At 60.3% G+C, this 24248-nt stretch carries 21 protein-coding genes and 1 tRNA gene; 10 read left to right on the forward strand and 12 right to left on the reverse strand.

The window, feature by feature from the left end; translation table 11 throughout:
* On the forward strand, positions 1-1189 hold a 1189-nt coding region (mgtE, locus tag RRB22_14585), incomplete at its 5' end, for a magnesium transporter (protein ID MDT8385633.1).
* A gap of 6 nt (positions 1190-1195) precedes the next feature.
* Positions 1196-1636, forward strand: a complete 441-nt coding sequence (locus tag RRB22_14590; protein MDT8385634.1) for an NUDIX hydrolase — start codon at positions 1196-1198, stop codon at positions 1634-1636.
* Positions 1637-1757: 121 nt separating this feature from the next.
* On the opposite strand, the gene RRB22_14595 is transcribed toward RRB22_14590, so the two are convergent.
* Positions 1758-2834 carry a diguanylate cyclase gene (locus RRB22_14595; GenBank protein MDT8385635.1) on the reverse strand — a complete coding sequence of 359 codons (1077 nt, stop codon included), beginning with the start codon at positions 2832-2834 and terminating at the stop codon, positions 1758-1760.
* 126 nt (positions 2835-2960) lie between these two features.
* On the opposite strand from RRB22_14595, the gene RRB22_14600 reads away from it, so the two are divergent.
* The 5 genes from RRB22_14600 to mutM are packed head-to-tail and all read left to right on the forward strand — an operon-like array spanning position 2961 to position 7845.
* A complete protein-coding gene (locus RRB22_14600; GenBank protein MDT8385636.1) occupies positions 2961-3992 on the forward strand; it encodes an ATP-binding cassette domain-containing protein in 1032 nt (343 codons plus the stop codon).
* Positions 3989-4744 carry an ABC transporter permease gene (locus RRB22_14605; protein ID MDT8385637.1) on the forward strand — a complete coding sequence of 252 codons (756 nt, stop codon included), beginning with the start codon at positions 3989-3991 and terminating at the stop codon, positions 4742-4744. Before RRB22_14600 ends, RRB22_14605 begins: the two co-directional genes overlap by 4 nt.
* 37 nt (positions 4745-4781) lie before the next feature.
* Positions 4782-6170, forward strand: coding sequence for a GldG family protein (locus tag RRB22_14610; GenBank protein ID MDT8385638.1), 1389 nt, complete (start codon positions 4782-4784; stop codon positions 6168-6170).
* 9 nt (positions 6171-6179) lie between these two features.
* Positions 6180-7037, forward strand: a complete 858-nt coding sequence (locus tag RRB22_14615; GenBank protein MDT8385639.1) for a DUF4340 domain-containing protein — start codon at positions 6180-6182, stop codon at positions 7035-7037.
* On the forward strand, positions 7030-7845 hold the full coding sequence (gene mutM / locus RRB22_14620) for a bifunctional DNA-formamidopyrimidine glycosylase/DNA-(apurinic or apyrimidinic site) lyase (GenBank protein MDT8385640.1): 816 nt from the start codon (positions 7030-7032) through the stop codon (positions 7843-7845). Before RRB22_14615 ends, mutM begins: the two co-directional genes overlap by 8 nt.
* A 73-nt stretch (positions 7846-7918) precedes the next feature.
* Here mutM and RRB22_14625 read toward each other — a convergent pair whose 3' ends face one another.
* The 5 genes from RRB22_14625 to RRB22_14645 all read right to left on the reverse strand — a co-directional run bounded on the left by RRB22_14625 (position 7919) and on the right by RRB22_14645 (position 15673).
* Positions 7919-8122 carry a cold-shock protein gene (locus RRB22_14625; GenBank protein ID MDT8385641.1) on the reverse strand — a complete coding sequence of 68 codons (204 nt, stop codon included), beginning with the start codon at positions 8120-8122 and terminating at the stop codon, positions 7919-7921.
* Between the two features lie 367 nt (positions 8123-8489).
* Complete coding sequence (gene asnB, locus RRB22_14630) at positions 8490-10487, reverse strand: asparagine synthase (glutamine-hydrolyzing) (GenBank protein MDT8385642.1); 1998 nt, start codon at positions 10485-10487, stop codon at positions 8490-8492.
* A 208-nt stretch (positions 10488-10695) separates the two neighbouring features.
* On the reverse strand, positions 10696-11232 hold the full coding sequence (locus RRB22_14635) for a DUF1439 domain-containing protein (protein MDT8385643.1): 537 nt from the start codon (positions 11230-11232) through the stop codon (positions 10696-10698).
* A 22-nt stretch (positions 11233-11254) separates the two neighbouring features.
* Complete coding sequence (locus RRB22_14640; protein MDT8385644.1) at positions 11255-12340, reverse strand: response regulator; 1086 nt, start codon at positions 12338-12340, stop codon at positions 11255-11257.
* 135 nt (positions 12341-12475) lie between these two features.
* Positions 12476-15673 carry a response regulator gene (locus tag RRB22_14645; protein MDT8385645.1) on the reverse strand — a complete coding sequence of 1066 codons (3198 nt, stop codon included), beginning with the start codon at positions 15671-15673 and terminating at the stop codon, positions 12476-12478.
* A 440-nt stretch (positions 15674-16113) separates the two neighbouring features.
* Here RRB22_14645 and RRB22_14650 point away from each other — a divergent pair.
* Positions 16114-16190 (forward strand) — tRNA-Arg (locus RRB22_14650).
* A 278-nt stretch (positions 16191-16468) separates the two neighbouring features.
* Here RRB22_14650 and RRB22_14655 read toward each other — a convergent pair.
* The 6 genes from RRB22_14655 to glyQ form a co-directional block, all read right to left on the reverse strand.
* The gene (locus RRB22_14655) at positions 16469-17653 is read right to left on the reverse strand and encodes a Fic family protein (GenBank protein ID MDT8385646.1); all 1185 of its coding nucleotides are present in this window, start codon (positions 17651-17653) and stop codon (positions 16469-16471) included.
* Between the two features lie 395 nt (positions 17654-18048).
* A complete protein-coding gene (locus tag RRB22_14660) occupies positions 18049-18789 on the reverse strand; it encodes a lysophospholipid acyltransferase family protein (GenBank protein ID MDT8385647.1) in 741 nt (246 codons plus the stop codon).
* Positions 18790-19389, reverse strand: coding sequence for a D-glycero-beta-D-manno-heptose 1,7-bisphosphate 7-phosphatase (gmhB, locus tag RRB22_14665; protein MDT8385648.1), 600 nt, complete (start codon positions 19387-19389; stop codon positions 18790-18792).
* Between the two features lie 403 nt (positions 19390-19792).
* Complete coding sequence (locus tag RRB22_14670) at positions 19793-20125, reverse strand: nucleoside triphosphate pyrophosphohydrolase family protein (GenBank protein MDT8385649.1); 333 nt, start codon at positions 20123-20125, stop codon at positions 19793-19795.
* Positions 20126-20150: 25 nt separating this feature from the next.
* A complete protein-coding gene (gene glyS / locus RRB22_14675; GenBank protein ID MDT8385650.1) occupies positions 20151-22235 on the reverse strand; it encodes a glycine--tRNA ligase subunit beta in 2085 nt (694 codons plus the stop codon).
* Positions 22232-23194, reverse strand: coding sequence for a glycine--tRNA ligase subunit alpha (gene glyQ, locus RRB22_14680; GenBank protein ID MDT8385651.1), 963 nt, complete (start codon positions 23192-23194; stop codon positions 22232-22234). The genes glyS and glyQ overlap by 4 nt, the downstream gene beginning before the upstream one ends.
* A gap of 271 nt (positions 23195-23465) precedes the next feature.
* Here glyQ and RRB22_14685 point away from each other — a divergent pair, with 271 nt between their 5' ends.
* Together RRB22_14685 and RRB22_14690 are read left to right on the forward strand one after the other, a co-directional pair.
* Positions 23466-23891, forward strand: coding sequence for a DUF2784 domain-containing protein (locus tag RRB22_14685; protein MDT8385652.1), 426 nt, complete (start codon positions 23466-23468; stop codon positions 23889-23891).
* A gap of 104 nt (positions 23892-23995) precedes the next feature.
* Positions 23996-24248, forward strand: a 253-nt coding sequence (locus tag RRB22_14690) for a hypothetical protein (protein MDT8385653.1), incomplete at its 3' end; no start/stop codon positions are given.

Raw genomic sequence — 24248 nt, forward strand, 5'->3', positions numbered from 1 at the left:
GGAGCTGGTCAGCCCCGAGCTGGAAGGCGATGTGCTGCTGCACCTCAATGACGATGCCCGCGAACGGCTGATCCGCGACATGGACAACAGCGAGCTGCTGGCGGCGGCCGAGGGTCTGGAGACCGACGACCTCGCCGACATCCTCAGCGACTTCCCTGACGCCGTCACCGAGCAGGTGCTGGCGTCGATGAATGCCCAGCACCGCGAGCGCCTGCAGGCGGTGATGTCCTACCCGGAGGATACCGCCGGCGGCCTGATGAACACCGACACCATCACCGTGCGCGCGGACATCACCTTCGACGTGGTGCTGCGTTACCTGCGCCGCATCGGCCAGATTCCGGAGATGACCGACCAGCTGATCGTCACCAATCGCGACGACCAGTATCTGGGCCTGATGCCGCTCACCGACCTGCTGATCAAAAGCCCCGACACCACCGTGGCCGAGGTGATGAGCCGGGATCAGGAGCCCATCATCGCCACCCTGCCTGCGCGTGAGGTCGCCCGGCTGTTTGAAAAACGGGATCTGATCTCCGCGCCGGTGGTCAACGAGGGCGGGCAGCTGCTGGGCCGTATCACCATCGATGACGTGGTGGACGTGATTCGCGACGAGGCCGAGCATTCGCTGATGAGCATGGCCGGCCTCTCCGAAGAGGACGACATGTTCGCCCCGGTGGTCACCAGCTCCCGCCGCCGCACCGTCTGGCTGGGGATCAACCTGCTGACCGCGCTGCTGGCCTCGTGGGTGATCGGCCAGTTCGACGCCACCATCGAGAAGATGGTGGCGCTGGCCGTGCTCATGCCCATCGTCGCCAGCATGGGCGGCATCGCCGGCAGCCAGACCCTGACCCTGGTGGTGCGGGGCATGGCGCTGGGCCAGGTGAGCCGCGCCAATGCCCGCCGGCTGCTGAACAAGGAGCTGCTGGTCGGCGGGCTCAACGGCCTGCTCTGGGCGCTGATCATCGCCAGCATCGTCATCGCCTGGTTCGACGATATCCAGCTGGGCGCCATCATCGCCGCCGCCATCCTCATCAACCTGGTGGTCGCCGCCCTGGCCGGCGCCACCATCCCCCTGGCCCTCAAGCGGGTGGGCATCGACCCCGCCCTGGCCGGCGGTGTACTGCTGACCACGGTGACCGATGTAATCGGCTTCTTCGCCTTTCTGGGCCTGGCGGCCATCGCCCTCAGCTGAGAGCCCATGCACGCCCCCGTCACCCCCCGCCTCACCGTCGATATCATTGTCGAGCTCTGCGATCGGCCCGATCGCCCGATCCTGCTCATCGAGCGCCGCTATCCCCCGCCCGGCTGGGCGCTGCCGGGCGGGTTTGTGGATGTGGGCGAGACCCTGGAGCAGGCCGCCGTGCGCGAGGCCGCCGAGGAGATCTGCCTGCCGGTAACACTCACCACCCTGCTAGGCTGTTACTCCGATCCGGCGCGCGACCCCCGCCAGCACACCGTCAGCGCCGTGTATATCGCCGAGGCTCGTGGCGAGCCACGCGCCGCCGACGACGCCGCCACGGTGCAGGCCTTTGCCCTGCACGACCTGCCCACAGCGCTGGCCTTTGATCACGCCCTCATCCTCGACGACTACCGGCGGTTCCGCGAGTCCGGCCGGCGCACCCCGCTGCGACACGTCTGATTGCCCTCGCCTGGCCCGCCCGCACAAACAGGCGCGATGTTTCATGCGGATATTTCTATATGAAGGAAGGTAGTGAACGCGCCGTGGCCTTGCGGTCACGGTGGATAATTGCCGCCGCGATTCAGGAGGCCGCCAGCTGGACCTGGTTGCGGCCCGCCGTCTTGGCGGCGTACAGGGCCTGGTCGGCACGGGCGACCAGCTCGTCGGCGGCCTCGCCCGGCCGGCCCTCCGCCAGCCCCAGACTCAGGGTGACGGGGATCTCCAGCCCCTGCAGGTTGATGGGCTGGGCCGCCACATGGCTGCGGATACGCTCTGCCACCCGGCGGGCAACCGCCATGCTGGAGGCATTGATCAGCACCAGAAATTCCTCGCCCCCGTAACGGCCGATGCTGTCCACATCACGCAGCGCCGCGCGCATGCGTCGGGTGACCTCAATCAGCACCTTGTCGCCCACCAGATGGCCGTGGCTATCATTCACCTGCTTGAAAAAATCGATGTCCACCATCGCCACCACCAGCCTCGGCATGGAGGAATGGGGAGGGGAAGGGGGAGAGGACTGAACAGCGGACTCGCGCAATCCCTCTTCCAGCTCGGCCAGAATGGCCTCATGGTTGGCCACCCCGGTCAGCGCGTCGGTACTGGCCTGGATGCGCAGACGCAGGTGCTGGCGACGGGCATGCTCCAGGGCCTCCTCCAGCGACTCCACCTGTGCCTGGTGATAGGTCTCGATGGCCAGCGCCATGTCCAGGGCGATGATCTTGTGCACAAACCGCAGCAGCGCCGGGGCATCCTCACGCTGCAGGTCGATGCGATCAAGGATCAACTGGCCCATATAACGGTAGGCGCACTGGTACAGGCTCAGGCTCAGGCCGACCCAGACATGGGCCTGACCCACGCGCAGCCGGGTCTCGAAATAGTCCGGCTGGTCGAAATCCACCCCCAGGCTTAACAGATAGCGCCGTTGCGTGCCCCGCAGGCGGGCGATCAGCTCGTCGTCCACCAGGATCCTGCGCGCCTCCTCCAATGTCACCAGCCAGGCATAAAATTGATCGACAATCTCACCGACCTGCGGCCGGATGACCTCTTGCTGCAAACGCCTGGCCAGCGCATGGTCGGCCTCGCCCAGCTGTAACCCCTGCAGGCGCGCTTCGATCCTGCTGCGATCGAAGTGGTATCTTTCGCAGTACGTCAAAGACATAATCGAGGTCCTGGTGAAGGAATAATGGCATCCGGTGCGGAACGCCCCGTTGAACTTTATGGTTGCCAATATATCATAGGAATTTCATGTCGATCGCCCATAGACCCTACACAGAATAACCATAAAATGACAGCTGATATTCTCATCAAGGTTGAACAGCTGACGCGTTACTTCGGCGCTGCCGGCTCCGTCGACGCGACCCAGGCGGCGGCGGTCGACCACATCAGCTTCGAGGTGCGCCGTGGCGAGGTGCTGGGCTTTCTGGGTCCCAACGGCGCGGGCAAGTCCACCACCATGCGCATGATCACCGGCAATCTTGCCCCCAGCCACGGCAGCATTCTCATCAACGGTATTGATATCCTCGAACACCCCAAGCAGGCCAAGGCGCATATCGGTTTTCTGCCGGAACAGCCGCCGCTGTATCGCGAACTCAGCGTCAATGAATATCTGCAGTTTTGCGCGCGCCTCAACCGCATCCCGCGTGCGCAACAGGCCGACGCCGTCAACTCGGCCAAGCAGCGTTGCGGTCTGCGCGAGGTGGGCGAGCGCCTGATCGCCAATCTCTCCAAGGGCTATCAGCAGCGTGTCGGCATCGCCCAGGCCATTATCCATTCACCGGCAGTGGTGGTGCTGGACGAACCGACGGTGGGGCTTGATCCGATCCAGATCCGCGAGATCCGCCAACTGATCCGCGATCTCAGCCAGGAACACAGCGTGATCCTCAGCACCCATATCCTGCCCGAGGTACAGGCGACCTGTGATCGCGTGCAGATCATCAATCAGGGAAAGCTGGTTTTGAGCGACAGCATCGACGGCCTGATCCAGCACATGCAGACCTCCAGCCTGCAACTGCGCACGGCCAGGCCGGTGGATGTCGGCCTGTTGCTGGGCATTGCCGGCGTGCATGCGGTTGAACCGCTAGGCGCCGGCGGCGTGCTGATCCGCCACCGGCCCGACACCAGCCCCGCACCCGCGATCGCGCAACTTGCCGTTAGCCAGCAGTGGGATCTGCTGGAGCTTACCCCGCAGCGGCGGTCGCTGGAGCAGATCTTCGTCGACATCACCACCAGCGAGCCGCACGATCTTGCACATGGCCTTGCGCAGGGCCTTTCGCAAAACAACGCCGCCACCCCTGGCGAAAAGGCACTGGCCCAGTGATGATCCTTACCCTCGCCGCGCGCGAATTGCGCTCCCTGTTCCTGTCACCGCTGGCCTGGGTGATCCTGGCCGTGATCAGCGCGCTTTGCGCCTACTTCTTCCTGCTCTACATCGATGTCTATTTACAGATACAGCCGCGGCTCGCCGGCAGTGTTGAAGGCCCCGGCATCACCGACATCATTGTCACCCCGCTGTACAGCACAGCCGCTACCGTACTGTTACTGATCACCCCCTTGCTCACCATGCGCCTGATCAGCGAGGAACGCCGCAGCCAGACCCTCAGCCTGCTGATCAGCGCGCCGGTGTCCATGACCGAGATCATCCTCGGAAAATTTCTTGGCGTGTTCGGCTTTCTGCTGATCCTGCTGGCGCTGATCGCGGCCATGCCACTCAGCCTGCTGGCCGGCGGTTCGCTGGATCCCGGCCTGTGGGCCTCGGGCCTGCTGGGGCTGGTGCTGTTGCTGGCCAGCTTTTGCAGCATCGGCCTGTATATCTCTACCCTCACCACGCAACCCACGGTGGCGGCCATCGGTACCTTTGGTGTGCTGCTGTTGTTGTGGATTCTCAATCTGGCCAGCAGCACCGGCCTGGGCGGTGGCGGGGTGCTGGCCTATCTGTCCCTGCTCAGCCATTACCAGCCCCTGTTAAGCGGGGTCTTCAGCAGCACCGACATCATCTATTATCTGTTACTCACCGGCAGCTGTCTGGCGCTGAGTGTGCGCCGGCTTGATGCCGACCGCTTGCAGCATTAACCCTCACTCCAGGCTCAGCACCGGAAACACCAAGACCATGTTCGTGACCCGCAAAACCCAACGCCGCAACCGTCTGGAAAATATCATTTTCCTGTTGCTGTTTGTGGGCGTGGTGGGGCTGCTGGCCTGGCTGAGCACGCGGTACAGTTTCGAGGCGGACTGGACCGCCAGCGGGCGCAATACGCTGTCGCCGGCCAGCAGCGCCTTACTCGCCGAGCTCAGCGATCCCATCACCATTACCAGTTATGCCACGGAGGATCAGGCGGTGCGCCAGGCGGTGACGGAGCTGGTCAGGAAATATCAGCGCCACAAGCCCGACCTGTCCCTGAGTTTCGTCAATCCCGACCTGCAACCCGATACCGTGCGCGCGCTGGGCATCACCCTCAACGGCGAACTGCTGGTGCACTACCAGGGCCGCAGTGAAAATCTCCAGACCCTGTCCGAGCAGGCACTCACCAACAGCCTGCAACGTCTGGCGCGCAGCGGTGAGCGCTGGCTGGTGTTCATCGAGGGCCACGGCGAGCGCAAGCCACAGGGGGTCGCCAATCACGACCTCGGCCAATGGTCGCAACAACTGACCAGCAAGGGTTTCCGGATCCAGACCCACAATCTGGTGCAGAACCCCCAGCTGCCCGACAACACCCGGGTGCTGGTGCTGGCCAGCCCGCAGCTCAACCTGCTGCCGGGGGAGGTGGCGCTGATCCAGCGCTACCTCGATGAGGGCGGCAACCTGCTGTGGCTGAGCGATCCCGCCGAGCCGCAGCCGGGCCATCCCCCCCAGCATGGCCTGATGCCCCTGGCCACCCAGCTAGGGATCAACTTCCAGCCGGGCATGGTGGTCGACCCGACTACGCAGATTCTCGGCGTCAGTGATCCCCGCTTTGCGCTGGTGGCGGATTATCCCCAGCACCTCATCAGCCAGAATATCGATACCCTGACCCTGTTCCCCCAGGCCCATGGCCTGCTCCTTGAGCCCCGCCCCCCGTGGGAGGGACAGCGCCTGCTGATGACCGAGGCGCGCAGCTGGGCGGAAACCGGGCCGCTATCAGGCAGCCTGCAGTTCGATGCCGACGCCGACATCGCCGGCCCCCTCACCCTGGGGGTGGCGCTGAGCCGGAACCTGTCTACTGAAGCGGACACGGACGCCGCCGAGACCCAGCAGCGGGTGGTGGTGATCGGTGACGGTGACTTTCTGGCCAATGCCTATCTCGGTAACGGCGCCAATCTGTCCCTGGGCATGAATATCGTCAACTGGCTGGCGCAGGACGATAAGCTCATCCACATTCCCGCCCGGCTCACCACGGATCGCCAGCTCGACCTGTCACCCCTTGCGCAGGGCATCATCGGTTTCGGCTTTCTGCTGGTGCTGCCCCTGCTGCTCGGCGGGACCGGCTTCATGATCTGGTGGCAGCGTCGCAAGCGCTAGGTGCCTGTCATGCTGACCTCCCGGACCCTGCTCAACCTGGCGCTGGCCCTGGCGCTGGCCGGGCTCATTGCCCTGGCCGTCATCGAGCCGGGCAAACAGCCGACGCCCACCGCCAGCCGACTCACCTCACTGGCGCCCGAGGCGATCCAGCAGATCCGTCTGCACGCGCCGGGCCAGGCCGACATCGACCTGCAGAGGGTCGCGGGACAGTGGCAGATGCGCAGCCCCTATGCGGCTCCGGCCAATCAGCAACGCATCGACCAGCTGTTGCAGCTGCCCATGGCAAAGAGTCAGGCCCGCTACCCCTTCACGGAGATCGACGCCGATCAGCTACAGCTGGCGTCGCCGGCGCTGACCATCCGCTTTGACGATACCCGCTTCGAGCTGGGTGGCACCGCGCCGCTGGACGGCAGCCGGTATGTGCGCATTGGCGATACGGTGCACCTGTTTACCGACCGCTACAGCCATCTGACGCGCGGCCCGGCCACGGATTTTATCAGTCCCGCCCTGCTCGACGCGGCCGACACCATCACCGCCCTGACCCTACCCGCACTGCGCCTGATCCTGCGTGACGGCCACTGGCTGGCGGAAGGCCCCGCCGCTACGCCGACACCAAACCCCGATCACCTGCAACAGCTACTCGCCGAGTGGCGGCAGGCCCGCGCCACGGCCGTCCAGGTGCTGGCGGTGGATGCCCTGGGCACGGACAGCATCACGGTCACCACCGCCCGGGCCACACTGGAGTTTCGGCTGCGGCAGACGGACGAGGAACTGATCCTGCAGCGCCAGGATCTCGGCCTGCAATATCATTTCCCGCGCGCGGCGGGACAGCGCCTGCTGTCGCTACCCAGCCCCGCCGATGCCTGAGTTACCCGAGGTTGAGACCACCTGTCGCGGCATCAGTCCCCACCTCTGCGGGAAAACCGTGCAGACGGTGGTCATCCGCCAGCCGCAATTGCGCTGGCCCATCCCCGCCGCCCTCCGCCGCCAACTGCCAGGCCAGCGCATTGATGCGATCCGTCGGCGCGGCAAATACCTGCTCCTGCACACCGCCGCCGGCACCCTGATCATCCACCTCGGCATGTCCGGCAGTCTGCGCATTGCGACGCAGGCCGATGCCGTGGAAAAGCACGATCATGTGGACATCGTCTTCGGCCGCGACTGCATCCTGCGGCTGCGCGACCCGCGCCGGTTTGGCGCGGTATTGTGGACCCGCCGCCCACCCGCTCTGCACAGGCTGATCCGCGCGCTGGGTCCCGAACCGCTGTCGGAGGCTTTCGATGCCGAGCACCTGTTCAGCCGTTCACGCGGGCGCAAGATCGCGATCAAGCCCTTCATCATGGACAGCAAGGTGGTGGTGGGGGTGGGAAATATCTACGCCAATGAGGCGCTGTTTCAGGCGGGCATACGGCCCGGTACGGCGGCCGGGCGCATCAGCCTGGCGCGCTATCAGGCGCTGGTCGCAGCGATCAAGGCGGTATTGACGGCGGCCATCGCGGCGGGCGGCACCACCCTGCGGGACTTTACCAACGGCGAGGGCAAGCCGGGCTATTTTCAACAGCAACTGCAAATATACGGCCGGGCAGGAGAACCCTGTACCCGGTGTGGGACGCGCATAAAGATGATCCAGCAGGCCCAGCGGGCGACCTATTACTGCACCCACTGCCAGCGCTGATTCACCTCAACGCCGCACGCGCCTCTCGACCTGCACCTGTCGCTGTCTGCCGCCCAAGTGGCGACCGTGGGCCTCAGCTCGGTTGCACGTTGGTCGCGGACAGACCCTTTTCGCCCTGCTCGATAATAAAGGTAACGTCCTGACCCTCGGCCAGGGTCTTGAAGCCCGTGCCTTCAATATTGCTGTGATGCACGAATACATCCTCGCCGCTGTCCTTGGCGACAATAAAGCCATAACCCTTTGCATCGTTGAACCACTTCACGGTACCGTCAGACATTGCTTGAACTCCCCCTACTGTGTGATTACCCTATTGATTCGCTGTCGTACTGCCTGGCTAACATTCAGCAACATTTTATTTTGCAGGGTTACCTTGGCGGCTTCCCTTAGCCGTTACTGCCATAGCCATTACTGCCATAGCCACAGGCTGGTGAGTAAAAATGTCAGAGCGGTTATCAGGAGGGTCTAGCGAGGGAATGCGTTCACACACGTATGTCCATCTACTTCTCACTGTGCACCAGGACAGCCACACCAGAAGGCTATAAGCGGAAAGTATAGACACAAGATTCTCGTTATGCCAACGCGCCGCCGCAAAAATTTTTGCGTGCGGCATCGATCCAACAACGGCGTCTCCTTTACGCCTCCTCCTACTCCACATCCGCGAAACAGTCTGCCTCGCGCTGCACGAACAGGGCGTGCAGCATCTGCACGCTCAGCACCAGTAGCAGCACCCATTCCATCTTCATCACCGCATAGTATTCGTCCATGTCCTGCGGCTGACCATAGGCATTCACCGCCTGCATATAATGCTCAACCACCGCTGGCCGAAACAGGCCAACGCTCTCCAGCGCCTGCGCCGACAGGTATCTGGCCAGTGCCGGCTGTCGTTCGGGGGTGAAAAACCATTCGCGCATCGGTGTATAAAAGGCGCGCTTTTTGAAGTGCGAGGGATGTTGGGGCAGGTGCGGCATCATCAGCCGGCGCAGCAGGTATTTTTCATCCATACCGTTCAGCTTCAGCCCCGGCGGGATCCGCGCCGTCAGCTCCACCAGCGCGTGGTCCACAAAGGGAACGCGCGCCTCGACGCCGTGGGCCATGCTCAGGCGATCGCTCTTCCACAGAATCCAGCCGGGCAGGCGGGTCTTGGTCTCGATATACAGGGACTGGTTCAAGGGATGCAGGCCATGGAGGGATCGGCGCATCGCCTCGGTCGCGCCCTGCATGGCCCCGTCATTGGCCTCCTGCAGGGCCTCGGTAAACAGGGGCGCCGACACATCGTCCAGGATGTGCCAGAAATCATGCCAGGCGGGATAGCAGCCAAACCGGCGCTGCACCGCACGCTGGTGTTTTGGCTTGTGTTGTTCAAACAGGTAGCGCACATGCGCGCTGGCGAAATCCCGGGTGTATTCGTTTAGATAGAAACGTTTTCGCTGCCGGCTGTTCTTCTGCTGGTTGCCCCAGACCCGCATGGCATCCTGGCGAAAGCAGTCATAGCCGCCAAAGATTTCATCCGAGCCGTCACCGGTAAACACCACCTTCTGGCCATTCGCCTGCACCAGCCCGGACAACATAAAATGCGGCACGTCCACCGCCAGCCGCTGCGGCTGCTCCAGGTGATAGATACACTGGCGCAGACTCGCCAGCAGCTGATCGCCCGTTTGCGCATCCACATTGATGGTTTCATTGGGCACGCCCAGGTGATCGGCGATCTCCCTGGCGAGGGCCGACTCGTCATTGGCGGCGTCCGCAAAGGCAATCGTATAGGACTGCACACGGTCGTTGCTGCCGTCCTCTGATTTACGGTGGCGCTTTAACAGATAGGTGGTGGCGGCAGAATCCACCCCGCCCGACAGATAGGCGCCGATGGGCACCTCACCGATCAGGTGACTGCTGGCCGCGTCATCCAGGGCCTCGCCAAAACGCTCCAGCCAGAAGCCCTCATCGAGGCTTTCATAGTCGCCGTCAACGGGAAACTGCAGATCCCAGTACTGGCGCAGCAGCGGCTCGCCATCGGCGCGCAACGTCAGCATGTGGCCGGGCGGGAGCTCCTGCACACCGACAAACGGGGTCTGCGGGCTGATGGCGAACTGGTAGCGGAAATAGCCGCGAATCACCGCAGGGTCGAGTTCCGCGGTCAGCAGGCCGCTGGCAAACAGGGCCTTGATCTCCGAGCCCGCCAACAGGGTCTCACCGCTGCAGTGATAGAACAGGGGCTTAATGCCCAGCCGGTCCCGCGCCAGCACCAGCTCGCCGCTGAGCCGATCATGTATCGCAAAGGCAAACATGCCCCGCAGCCTGGGCAGACAGTCGCTGCCGTCACGCTCGAACAGCCGCAACAGCACCTCGGTGTCCGAGCGGGTCCGAAACACCACACCCTCGTCTTCCAGCGTGGCCCGCAGCTGCCGGTAATTATAGATCTCGCCGTTGAACACCAGGGCCAGCCGGCCATCATCACTCAGCATGGGCTGCGCGCCACCGGCCCTGTCGACAATGCTGAGTCGGGCATGGCCCAGGGCAACCGGGCCTCGCTCCACCTGGTTCAGGGCATCGGGGCCACGATGGGCGATGGCCTTGACCATGCGCCGCATCATCGCGGCCGACGCCGGGCGGCCATCGCGGTGATAGATGAGACTGATGCCACACATAGGGGATAATCGTCCTACGCCCGTCGCGACGACGGGCCATTGATTGGGTTAACGCAGCCTAGCGGAAGACGCGGCGTGAGTTCAAGGCGCGTGGCCCATACGCCACTTGTCGACGCGGCGTTGAAGAATGAAGAATGGAGAATGGAGAATTGTGGGTTGAAAAGGCGGGATGAAAAATTAAGCAGGGGAGGCGAACCCCGGAAGCGGTTTACTGGAAGCCAAACTCCAGCCGCAGGCGACCGTCTTCCAGGGCAAACTGCTTCAGCGCGCTCTTCGCCAGGGAGTGGTTCAGGTCCTGCTCCCTGACGGTATAGATCTGTACCAGGGATAGCGCGCCTCGCAGGATATTCACCACATATTCGCGCAGCTCGGCCACCACCTTACTATCCACTCCGGGCAAGGAAAACTGCTGCACGCGCGGCTGACCGAGATAGAGGCCGCCCGATGACGGCTGGTAATTCAGCCCCACAGCGACCACCACATGGCCCTGATGCAGGGTGTCGCCAATGACATTGGCCTCCACCGGGATGCGTAAAATAATCTCCTGACGGCCTTTTTCCAGTATCACCCTCGGTGCCTGCAGGTTGATGCGCGCAATCACCGCATACTCGCGCAGCGGAAAATGCCCCTGCAAGACACCCTGCAACTGGGCATCCGTCAGGCTGGTATCGAAGGCGGCCTGTGCGCTACCCGCAAGACCCAGCAACATGAGCAGCGGGAATAGGTGCCGCCGCCATCCGGCCATCCGCAACCCTCGTTGCTGATCATTATTCACTATCCGGGTCCGCATATTTTTCCTTGATCTCGATAATCTCCGGCAGCCTTTCCATAAAGACATCCACCAGAAAGGGGTCAAAGTGCTGTCCACGCTCTTGCTTGATAAGGTCGATGGCCTTTTCTATCGGCCAGGCCTCCTTGTAGGGACGCACCGAGGTGAGGGCATCAAACACATCCGCCAATGCGGTGACCCGGCCGGTCAACGGGATATCCTCACCGGCAAGGCCATTAGGATAGCCCTTGCCGTTCCATTTTTCATGGTGGGTGAGGGCAATATCGTGCGCCATCACCATCAGATCCGACTCGTCGCCGGCCAGCAGGTCTGCGCCGATCTGGGAGTGGGTCTGCATGATCGCCCATTCCTCCGGTTCAAACTTGCCGGGCTTGAGGAGGATCTTGTCCGGGATGCCGATCTTGCCCACATCATGCATGGGCGCCGCGTTTAACAGCAGGTCACACTGCTCATCCGTCATCCCGGCGGCCTTGCCGATCACCACGGCCATCTTGCTCATGCGAATAATGTGCAGCCCGGTCTCCTCGTCACGATATTCCGCCGCCCGGCTCAGGCGGCGCACCACCTGCAGGCGGGTATCATGAATTACCTGGGTGCGGGCCTGTACCTTCTGCTCCAGTATCTCATTCTGGTGACGCATGAATTTTTGCGCCATCCTCGTCTCCAGCAGGTTACGCACGCGCGACAATAGCTCATTGGCATCGAAGGGCTTCGTCACATAATCGCTTGCACCGTTATCCAGCGCACGCTGACGAAAGGTTTGCATATGCTGCGCCGTCAACACCACAATCGCCGGCAGGTTGTCGCCCGCCCGCTCCACCAGCTGCTCCATCACCCCGTAGCCGTCCAGCTCCGGCATATCGAGATCCAGCAGGATCAGATCGAAGTTATGCTGCTGCTGCAGGCCCAGCACCTGGGTCGGGTTCTGGGTACTCATCACGTTGTTATAGCGGGTTGTCTTCAGTATTTTTTCCAGCAACCTGACATTCACCGGCTCATCATCCACGATCAGGATGCGGGCCTGTTTCGGATCGGTATTTAGTGCATCACTGATTTCAACCATTCTCTCTTCCTCTTGGCTCCGCCATGTGTACGTATCGCGTTACGCAGCCACAACGGCCAGTCCTGAAATTTACAATCGATTGTTCATCTTCACTTTACGACGCCACACAAAATCGTGCTGCTGATCCCGTTCTGTTCACGCGCAGGACAGCCTGCTGTTAATCGTCCGTATCAGCGCCTCGACATTGATCGGCTTGGTGATATAGTCATCGAATCCCGCCGCCATGCCCTTTTCAATATCTCTTTCCATCGCATTGGCGCTCACTGCAATGACCGGCGTGTCGCTGGTTTCCTCACGCTGACGCAAGTGCCTGAGCACCTCAAAACCGTCCATCCCCGGCAGGTTGATGTCCAGCAGGATAAGATCCGGCCTGTGTTCCGCCGCCAGGGCCAGCCCCAGCATTGGCTCATGCGCACTCCACATATGAATGTGGTTCAGGTTTGCAAACACCTGGCCCACCAGTCGCAGATTGGCCGGATTGTCCTCGACATACAGCACGGTATATTTGTGCGAACCATCCAGCACAGCGGGTGATGTTATGTTTTCTGCACTATCAATCAGCGCCTTTTGCGCAGGCAGCAGGTTGTCGCCCGGCAGCTCAATCCAGAAGGTGCTGCCCTCGCCGGGCCGGCTTTGCATGCCGATCTGCCCACCCATGCGTTCAACGATATTTTTGGTGATCACCAGGCCGATGCCTGTCCCCTCCACATTCTGCTGATCCTTGCCCAGCCGGTTAAAGGCCGTGAACAGTTTCGTCTGCTGCTCCAGTGAAATGCCCTCGCCGGTATCGACCACGCTGATGCGGATGCGCGGCTCGCCACTGCCATTATCCATCTGTTCACAGGCAATGGTGAGCCGGCCCTGCTCACGATTGTATTTCACCGCATTGCTCAGCAGGTTGAGCAACACCTGTTTGAGTCGGGTGCGATCACTGCGCACGGCAATGTGTTGCCGCCATATCTTTTCGGGCGAGATCTCTTCACCTTCCCTGGTGATAGAAATCGTTATGCCGCGGCGATCCGCCAGCGGTTTAATCAGTTGCAGGGATTCGGCAATCACCTCACCGAGGGCGACCGTCTCCATAAACAGGTCAATGCGCCCCGCCTCGATCCTGGCGAGGTCCAGCACCTCGTTAATCAGCTCCAGCAGGTGGCTTCCCGCCTTGACGATCTCGTCGACATTTTCTTCTTGCGATTCGGTCAATGCCGGATCGGTTTCCATCTTCAACAGCTGACTAAAACCCATGATGGCATTCATCGGCGTGCGCAGTTCATGGCTCATGCTGGACAAAAATTGTGACTTGGCGCGATTGGCATTTTCGGCCTCTTCTTTCAGTGTCAGCAGTTTCTGTTCCGCCTCCTCCCGTTCGGTAACATCCTGCACCGTACCGGTCAGCCGGATCAGCGTCCCCTGTCCATCGAGCTCCGAATCGCCCAGCTCATGCACATAGCGCACGACACCATCCGGCCGCACGATGCGATGCACCACATCATGGCGACCCGTTTTTTCGGCCTGCCTTTCGCTGTCCCGCACCCGCGCCCGATCGTCCGGGTGCACGGCGCCATGAAAGGCCGCTACGCTGGGTTCGAAGCTCCCTGGCGCGTAACCGAAAATGCGATAGATCTCATCCGACCAGGTCAGCTCACCCGTGCGCAGATCCGCCTGCCAGTTGCCGATCCGCGCCAGGGCCTGCGCCTCGCTGAGTCGCTGCCGGCTTTCCAGCAGGGCCCTCTCCGCCTGTTTACGGGTGTCGATATCCTGCACCACACCGAGCATGTGCAGGGGTTCGCCATCGCCGCTGCGCGCCACATTACCCTGCTCCGATAGCCAGTGCACGCTGCCATCCGGCCATACCACACGATGCTCAATATTGTATTCGATACCGTTTTCTATGCAGTTTTCGATCGCCTCCAGGACCTGGTCCCGGTCATCGGGGTGCAGGAAACTGACGAAATTCTCATAGCGGGTTTCGGGTACGTTCTCGGCATAACCAAACAGGGGGCCGATACGCTCCGACCAGTACAGTGCACCGGTTTTGATATTCCAGTCCCAGGTGCCGATGTTGGCAAAGGTCTGGCTGCGCTTGAGCCGTTCCTCGCTCTGCCGCACGGCGGTGACGTCGGTCCGCGCCGACACATATTTATACGGCCTTCCCCGGTCATCCAGAAAGGGGACGATGGTGGACTCCACCCAGTACTCTTCACCCTGCTTGGTGAGATTGCAGATGGTGCCACGCCACACCTTGCCGCTGGCGATGGTAGCCCACAGGTCCTGATAAAATTCACGGCTGTGCACGTCGGACTTGAGCAGGCGATGATTCTGCCCCAGCAATTCCTCCCGGCGGTAGCCGCTGATCCTGCAAAACCGGTCATTGACGCTGGTAATGTTTCCCCGGATGTCCGCCGCGCTCACAATGTCATGCTCATCCATGGTGGTCAGCTGAAAGCGGTTTTCGCGCAAGGCGCTTTCCAGCGCGCTATGGATCCGGTTCTTCCAGCGGGCGCGTTTGGCCCTGACGGTGACCGCCTCCACCAGATACGGCAACGCGATGGGCCTTACCAGGAAACCATCGCCACCCAGATTGAGCGCCGTCAGCTGGTGACTGATCTGCGTCTCGGTGGATAAAAACAGGATGGTCAGCATGGCGTAGGCCTCGTCCTGGCGAATCACCTGCGCCAGTTCCGGCCCTGAACAGTCCGGCATATCGACATCCAGCAGCACCACGTCCGGTTTAAACCGGGCCAGCACCTCCAGCGTCTCAAGCGATCGGCACAGGGTATAGACATCCATGCCGGCATCGCGCAGAGCCGTTGCGTAGTCTTCCAGCAGAACCTCATCGTCATCGATCAGCAAAACCCGATAGGGGATTCTGGCGGTCCGTGCCGTTAAGCCGTCCAGGCTCTGGATGAGTTTCTGCGTATCCAGCGGCTTTCTGAAATAGCGTAGCGCCCCGGCACGCGCTGCCGCCAGCCGGACTTCGATGTCATCACCTCGCGATAGGCATATCACCGGCGGAAAGGCCGTCTGTATCGCCTTTAGTCTGGCGAGAGCTTCCTCACCCGCCGATTCGCCCGCCTTAAACACCTCATCCATGATGATGGCGACCGGCGGCTGCGTTTCAAACGCCGCCTCAAACGCACCCAGTTCGGCAAACTGCTGTATGCAATATCCGGCCTGCTGCAGATCCTCCACCAGACCCTCGCCGACAGGCCCATCGCCCTGCACCACATAGACGAGGTTCTCATCCATCAGGCCTTCTTCAGCGGATCGCACATCATCGCTATCCGCGGGCTGCCCGAACGCCATCTGCGGTACAGCCGGCCTGTTTTTCACGTCAGATTCGTTGGACGCCGCCATCGGTTCTCTCTCGGTATGGATCGCACTTTTTGCCCATCACGGCCCCTATTTATCGGTAGAACGGTAATGGGGACCCCACATCAGCCTGAATAGCGACAGTTTCGGTCTTTTCTTCAATAGTACCTGAAATTGTCAGGGTATCTTCCACCAAGCCTCGCGCTTACAGCTGGCGTGGATTGGGTATCGGTCACTCGCAGGCAGGTTGATCGCCGCCTTGCCAGCGAGGGTATAAGGGCCGGTCAGGATTTGGAGGAACTGAGGATACGGATGAGCCGTAGGCTACGGAGGCGTGTTGAAGCAGTAGGAGTGGTGCGCCCGGCGCGATTCGAACGCGCGACCCCCGCCATTGGAGGCTTACAGTCATGACAAAAAAGACGATGAGGCTTATGGTCAAAATCTGGTAAACTACGCCCCCTGCGCCCGTAGCTCAGCTGGATAGAGTACTGCCCTCCGAAGGCAGGGGTCGCGCGTTCGAATCGCGCCGGGCGCACCATTTCTCCCATAAAATCAATAAGATATGAGTCTTACCGTTTTCATTCACAGTTAAATATCTTTGGCACAAACATGGCACAGCCATCATATTGTTGGCCAACGCTCATTTTTAAAATGAGTGCTAGCTAAAATAGTGAATTTTGTACCCATTTTGGCCTGTGCCCATTCTGTGCCCATTCTGTGCCCAATTTTTAAAATGAGATTCTAAGGCCAGCGGTTTTAAGTTGAATTTTGATTGTTAGCCTCCATTGGGCACATAACCCGTTGTGGCCTAATTTTTCAATCTAGAGACGGAATGTGTCTCATTGATGTGTCTTGATTTAAAATATGGATATAGGCCGTATAGGCGAATATGCGGTTGCGCTTTTGGCCGGTCATTTCTTTCACAATTCCTAGCTGTGCTTCTAATGCATTGAGTGCTTTACCTACGGTGGCAGCGGTTAGGCCGGTGAGCTCGATTAGCTTATTCACACTCGCAACAGGTTGTTCGAACAATGCATCGATAATCTGGCTGGCAGAACCGGCCAGCCGCCCTATGTCTACTAAACGCGCTTTATCTTGTTGTCTAAGAGCATTCAATTGCTGTGCTGTGTCTACTGCTTGATTGGCCGTTGCTGTCACTGCATCTACAAAAAATAAAACCCAGGCCTCCCAGTCGCCGGTAAGACGTACTTGGTTCAGACGTTCGTAATAGACCTGCCGGTGTTTTTTGAAGAATACGGACAGGTAAAGCAAGGGCTCATGGATTACCTCGGCTTGCACCAGGATCAAGGGAATGAGCAGGCGACCGATTCGGCCATTGCCGTCCATAAACGGATGAATGGTTTCAAACTGCACGTGGGTTAGCGCTGCTTTAAGAAGCGGGTCTGTGGCCTCGGGCATATCGTTGATGAAACGCTCCAGCTCCGCCCAGCAATTGGCTAATTCATTGGCGGGTGTTGGCACAAAGGTCGCTTCATCCGGCCTATGGCCGCCAATCCAAACCTGACTTTTACGAAACTCACCAGGGCTTCGATTCATACCGCGGCCGGAGGTCATTAATGCTTGATGTACTTCGGTGAGCAATCGATAGCTTATTGGATGATCTTCACGGATACGCTGTAAGCCCAAATTTAGAGCGCTGACATAACAAGAGACTTCCTGAACATCGTCCATGGGTACGCCGGGCATGCCTTCCATTTCATACAGCATTAGGTCGCTCAAAGAGGACTGAGTACCCTCGATTTGGGATGACATAACGGCTTCTTTGCGGACATAGCTGTATAGGAACAGATGGGCATCTGGTAATAGGGTGCTTATTGCATCCAATCGACCCAGTGCCAGCATGGCCTGGTTGATTCTCCCCTGGAGTTTATTGTCGATTGCCAGTGGCGGATTCGGGGGTAATGGCGCAGGCACAAAGGCCTCACAAGCGATGCCGCCTGCAATTGCTGGTGTATAGTGCCCCGTAAGCCCCCGATTCATTCGTACCCCCAAACTGAGTCTTTTGATAATAAAATAAGAGGGCATCTTATTATATTTTACTGGCTAAGTTAAAATAAAAGAGGGCTTTATTTTAACTAAGTATCCATATGCTTTGTATTTTCTGGGTCTTAACTCACTTCCCACAAATGTTTTCTCAATTCGTCTAGCACGCTATCAGCCTGATTATTAAGAATATTATCTAGCTGTTTTGTACCACCCTGGACTGCCGGTAAATGGCGCTTCAAAGCTTTTTGGATCAGCCTCGCTTCTGAGGGCGGTACTATCCAGCTGAGCTACGGCCGCATGAGGGGGTGCGTTAAACAGATTTTTTTCTGTGACCGCTGCGCTAAATGCAAATGCGATCGGATTGTTGCGGGGTTGGGGATCGCGTTGCGCTACTGATCCGCTGCCTTGCCGGTGGCCGCGGCCTGGCCGCTGATTTCCTGCATCGCGGCCTCCATCCAGGCCTCGACCTCGGCATTGATTTCGGCGGCCTTGCGGCCCCTGGTCTGCACCGGCTGGCCGATGACGACCTGAATGGTGCCGGGGCGCTTGATGAAGGCGCCCTTGGGCCACAGTTCACCGGCGTTATGCGCCACCGGCACAATGGGATAGCCCGTTTGTTCCGCCAGTATCGCGCCGCCGATCCCCCAGCGTTTGTGCTGGCCGGGGGCGACCCGGGTGCCCTCGGGGAAGATCGTCACCCAGATTCCGGCGTCCAGCCGTTGCCGGCCCTGTTCGACGATCTGTTTGACGGCCTTGCGGCCCGAGCTGCGGTCAATGGAGATCGACTTCAGGGCGAGGAGGCCCCAGCCAAAAAAGGGCACCCACAGCAGCTCGCGTTTGAACACCCAGACCTGGGGCGGAAATATCAGCTGCAGGGCATAGGTCTCCCAGGTCGACTGGTGTTTCGAAAACAGGATGGCGGCGCCCTCGGGGATGTGTTCCCGACCGCGGACCTGAAACTTTACCCCGCACAGCACTCTCAGCGAATGGATGATGAACCCGGCATAGGCGCGCGCCACGGCGGTCCTCACCCGAAACGGGAACAACACCGTGGCCGGCAGGATGAGGCCGATCAGAACGGTGGACAGCACCATACCCAGACTAAATATCACCGCACCCAAAAACTGCATCTAGCGATTGTCCTCTTCATTATCTTGCGGCCTGCCTTCGGCGGTCAGCAGGGCGTCAACCGCCTCGGCCAAATCCCGATACACCGGCACCGCCCGCAGACGCTCATCCACCGACGCCTCGCCCAGGCTGGCCAGGCTGCGCTCACCCTTGCCGGTGCGCACCAGGATCGGCCTTGCGCCGACCGCCAATGCGCTTTGCAGGTCGCGCACCGAATCACCGATCACCGGCACCCCCGTCAGCTCGGTGGCGAAGGCCGCCGCGATCTGGTGCATCAGCCCCGGCCGCGGCTTGCGGCAGTCGCAGCCGTCCGCCGGACCGTGCGGGCAGAAGAAGATCCCGTCGAGATGGCCACCGACGGCGGCCAGGCGTTGGCGCAGGCTTTCATGGATGGCGTCCAGCGCGGCCCGATCCAGCAGGCCCCGCGCCAGCCCGGACTGATTGGTCGCGACCACCACGCGGTAGCCGGCCCGGTTGAGGCGCGCGATGGCCTCCAGGCTCCCCGGGATCGGCACGAACTCGTCCACCGATTTAATGAAATCGTCAGAATCCTGATTGATCACGCCATCGCGATCGAGAATCACCAGCCGGTGCGGGGACATAGGGGCTCAACATGCTGCATAAAGGGGCTGCATTCTAGCAGAAAGCGGGGCAGGGGCGAGGCCAGGGCAGCCCATCGAGGGGATGAATGGTGCTGCTTTTCACCCACATAACGTCACTGTGCAAAAGTCACGGGCATAAAAAAGCCGGGGCCACGATGGTGGCCCCGGCAGTTACAGAACGCTCTGTCGGGTATCGCGTTATGACTCGGCCATACACAGGAAAGCAAATCCGAACAACACGATAAACATCACGATCGCCATTTCCATCGTCAACCTCCTTGCCAGTCTGCGCACAATACGCCCTTAAAGTGTAGTCGCTATTCCCATACTGTCAAGGTGGATATTAGCCGGGCGACGCTCAGTGCCGGTGAAACATCACCGCCCGTCGCTTTTCCACAGGCTCTCAGTCCCGGAATTCCGAGACCCGCACCCGGCCGTTTACCAGCCGCGATTCACGCTGCATGATCTTGTCCATCTTCTTCCAGAAGGCCGCATTGAGGTCGAAGTCCCCGGCGATGGCGGTGCCGATGAGCAGGATAAACAGGTCGGCGGTCTCCTCCGCCAGCTGCTCTTTTGACTTGCCCTTGGTGATGCAGGCGCCGATCTCGCCCAGCTCCTCGGCCATCAGGGCCATGCGGTAGGTCATCTCCTCACCGCCCCGGTTCTTGAAATCGTGCTTGTCGTGAAAGGCCTGCACCGCGGCGAGCATGGCCTGGTAAGAATCCGGGCTGGGCATCTTCTCTCTCCTTAATCTGAAACGGTTAACCCTGCAGGCGGGACAGGTCGGCCACCCGCAGAAACAGATTGCGCAGCCGGGCGAGCAGGGCGAGGCGATTGTCGCGCAGTGCGGTATCGTCCACCATCACCATCACCTCATCAAAAAACGTATCCACGGTTTCACGCAGACCGGCCAGCTGAGTCAGGGCGGGCTCATAGTCACGCCGGTCAAACAGCGGCGTGACGGTTTTTTCCATCGCGCCGATTTGCTCGGCCAGCGCCTGTTCCGCCGGTTCTGTCAGTCTGGCGGTTTCCACCGCATCAGGCACGATAATGCCCTTCTCATCAGCCTGACGCAGGATGTTGGAAATACGTTTGTTGGCCGCGGCCAGGCTGTCGGCCTCCGGCAGTGACTGGAAATGCATCACCGCCCGCACCCGGCGATCAAAATCGAACGGCTGACTGGGCTGCTGCGCGAGCACCGACTCGAACACCTCCGGCGCCACGCCGCTGTCCCGGTAATAGGCGCGCAGCCGGTCCATCATAAAATCGAATACCTGGTTGACCACGTCTTTCGCCGTCACCCGGTCGCCCAGGGCCGCCGTGGCCTGCTGTACCAGCTTGCGCAGATCCAGCGGCAACTGCTGCTCGATGATGATGCGCAACAGGCCGAGAGCGGAGCGGCGCAGGGCGAACGGGTCCTTGCTGCCGGTGGGCGGCTGACCGATGGCAAACATGCCGACCAGGGTGTCCAGCTTGTCGGCGATCGCCAGCGCCTGACCGGTGGCCGTGGCCGGCAGTTCGTCGCCGGCAAAGCGCGGCATGTACTGTTCGTCCTGCGCCAGCGCGACCTCCTCGGCCTCGCCGTCGAGTAACGCGTAGTAGCGACCCATGATGCCCTGCAGCTCGGGGAACTCGAGCACCATCTCGCTCAGCAGATCGCATTTGGCCAGCCAGGCGGCGCGTTCGGCCCACTCCTTATTGGCCGACATCTCGGTGGCGATACCGCCCGCCAGTTGCACCACCCGCCCGGTTTTGTCGTGCAGGGTACCCAGCTCTTTCTGGAACAGGATGGTCTTCAGACGCTCGATGTGTTTTTCGAGTTTGTGCTTGCGATCCTGGGTCCAGAAAAATTCGGCATCGGCCAGCCGCGGACGCACCACGCGTTCGTTACCGGCCCGCACCACGTCGGGATTGCTGCTGTCGATGTTGGCCACGGTAATGAAATGCGGCATCAACTTCCCGTTAGCATCAATCACGTGGAAATATTTCTGATTGGACTTCATGGTGAGGATCAGCGCCTCGGCAGGCACCGCGAGGTAACGTTGCTCAAAATTACCGGCGATGGCCTTGGGCCATTCCACCATGGAGGAAACCTCATCCAGCAGGGCCTCATCGATCACCGCGCGACCACCGAGCCGCTTGCCGGCCTCCAGCACCTGGGCGCGCACCGCTTCGCGGCGGGTCGCAAAATCGGCGATCACATGGCCTTCGGTTTCCAGCAACGGTGCGTAACCGGCGGGCTCGGCGATGTACATCGGCTCGGGATGGTGGAAACGATGGCCGCGGGTCTCGCGCCCGGATTTCACCGAAAGAATTTCGGCGTCGATCACTTCGTCACCAAACAGCAACACCAGCCAGTGAACCGGGCGCACAAACTCCGCGTCGAGATCGCCCCAGCGCATGCGCCGGGGAATCGGCAGCTTATCCAGCGCGGTGGAGACAATCTCCGGCACCAGCGCGGCCGTGGTCTGCCCCGGCTGCTCGGCGCGATACACCAGCCACGCGCCCTTGTCGGTTTCCATGCGGTCGAGTTCTTCCACCGCATTCAGGCCGCAGGAACTGGCAAAACCCTGGGCCGCTTTGGACGGATTGCCTTCCTCGTCGAAGGCCGCCGTCAGTGCCGGGCCGCGTTTTTCCACCGTCTTGTCCGCCTGATTGGCGATGAGATCCGACACCAGCACCGCCAGTCGACGCGGACTGGCAAACAACGCCACCTTGCCATGGGCAAGATCGGCCGCCTTCAGGCCCTCGACGATGCCTTTCCCAAAGGCCTCGGATAATGTCTTCAGCGCCTTGGGCGGCAGCTCTTCGGTGCCGATCTCGATCAGCAGGTCGCGCGTACTCATGCCGCACCTCCCTTCTTTCCGGAAGCACTGGTAACGGAGGAACACATCGGGAAACCAAGTTTTTCCCGCGCGTCAAAATAGGCCTGGGCCACGGCGCGAGACAGGGTCCGCACACGCAGGATATAGCGCTGGCGCTCGGTCACCGAGATGGCGTGACGCGCATCCAGCAGATTGAAACTGTGCGAGGCCTTCAGCACCTGCTCGTAGGCGGGCAGGGGCAGGCCGGCGGCGATGAGCTTTTCCGATTCGCTCTCGCAGGTGTCGAAGGCCTGAAACAGGGCCTCGGTATTGGCGTGCTCGAAATTGTAGGTGGACTGTTCCACCTCGTTCTGATGGAACACATCGCCGTAGGTAATCCTGCCCAGCGGTCCATCCGTCCAGGTCAGGTCGTACACACTCTGCACGCCCTGCAGGTACATGGCGATGCGCTCCAGGCCGTAGGTAATCTCGCCGCTCACCGGCTTGCACTCCAGGCCGCCGACCTGCTGAAAATAGGTAAACTGGGTGACCTCCATGCCGTTCAGCCACACCTCCCAGCCCAGCCCCCAGGCGCCCAGGGTCGGGGATTCCCAGTTGTCTTCCACGAAGCGGATGTCGTGCTCCAGCGGATCGATGCCCAGCATCTTCAGCGAACCCAGGTACAGCTCCTGGATATCCAGCGGCGAGGGCTTGATCACCACCTGAAACTGGTAATAGTGCTGCAGGCGATTGGGGTTCTCGCCGTAGCGCCCGTCGGTTGGGCGGCGCGAGGGCTGCACATAGGCGGCACTCCACGGCTCGGGGCCGATGGCGCGCAGGAAGGTGGCGGGGTGAAAGGTGCCGGCGCCCACCTCCATATCCAGCGGTTGCAGGATCACGCAGCCCTGTTCGCCCCAGTATTGTTGCAGGGCGAGGATCAGGCCCTGAAAGGTGGAGACGTCCGTCTTTTTCGCTGCTTTCTTCGCTGTTTGTGTCGACATGTTGTGCAGTTCTTTTGTGATTCGCGCCAAACGCCGAATTTTACCCCATTTCTGGGTAATTCCGCATTCACTATCTCACACGGTCCGCGGCGGTTCTGCTACCGACTCATCGAGAACCGCAAGGCCATACCATTGATTAATGTGAGTGTCTGACTGAGTATTCAGCAAGGGCAGGGGCCACTTCAGTGGCAACGAAAGAATAGACACCGCATTCCGCGGCAGGGAAATATCCCCATATTCAGGCACATTAACTATTAGGTGTAGGTGCAAAATGGATTCATCGACAGCCTTCCTGCTAGCGGCCGATATTATCTTACTGTTCCACGTACTGCTTGTTGCCTTTGTTGTGATTGGTTTATCACTGATATTCATTGGCAAGGCACGCGCATGGTCCTGGATTCGCAATCCCTGGTTTCGCTTAATCCATCTTGCCATCATTGGCGTGGTCATCGTTCAATCGTGGTTTGGCGCTGTCTGTCCACTCACTACCATTGAAATGGCACTACGCTCGCGGGCCGGCGAAACTACCTATACCGGTTCTTTCATAGCACACTGGCTGGAGAATATTTTGTACTACCAGGCATCGCCATGGCTCTTTGTCGTTGCTTATTTAATCGTCGGAGCGTTGACCGTAGCAAGCTGGTTCTGGATACGCCCGCGTGGTTTCAGAAAACCTGCTAGCCCTCATGCTCCCTAGTAAAATGCTGAACCCGATTGTCGGAAAAGAACAAGCCTCCTGATGAATTCAATCGTTAACATTCACTCGAATCCGTAACTTAAAGCCCGTAGGTTGGGGTGATCTTGCGAGCCCCAACAAAGCATGGTGGTTTCATCGTTGGCGTTCATTCTTCACCCCAACCTACCGAGCTGGATTACAAGACCGGACCCTATTCTTTCTTCGCCTTAAAAAAGCACGGGGCAAGACCTGACCCTATACATGCTACATGCTGGCATGTGGAAGTGGACTTTCGCAATATCAAAACGACCTTAGGCATGGAGACGCTCAGCTGTAAAACACCCGAAATGGCGGAAAAAGAAATGTGGGTGTATTTCC

It is taken from the genome of Gammaproteobacteria bacterium, assembly GCA_032250735.1.
Classification (GTDB): Bacteria; Pseudomonadota; Gammaproteobacteria; order SZUA-152; family SZUA-152; genus SZUA-152.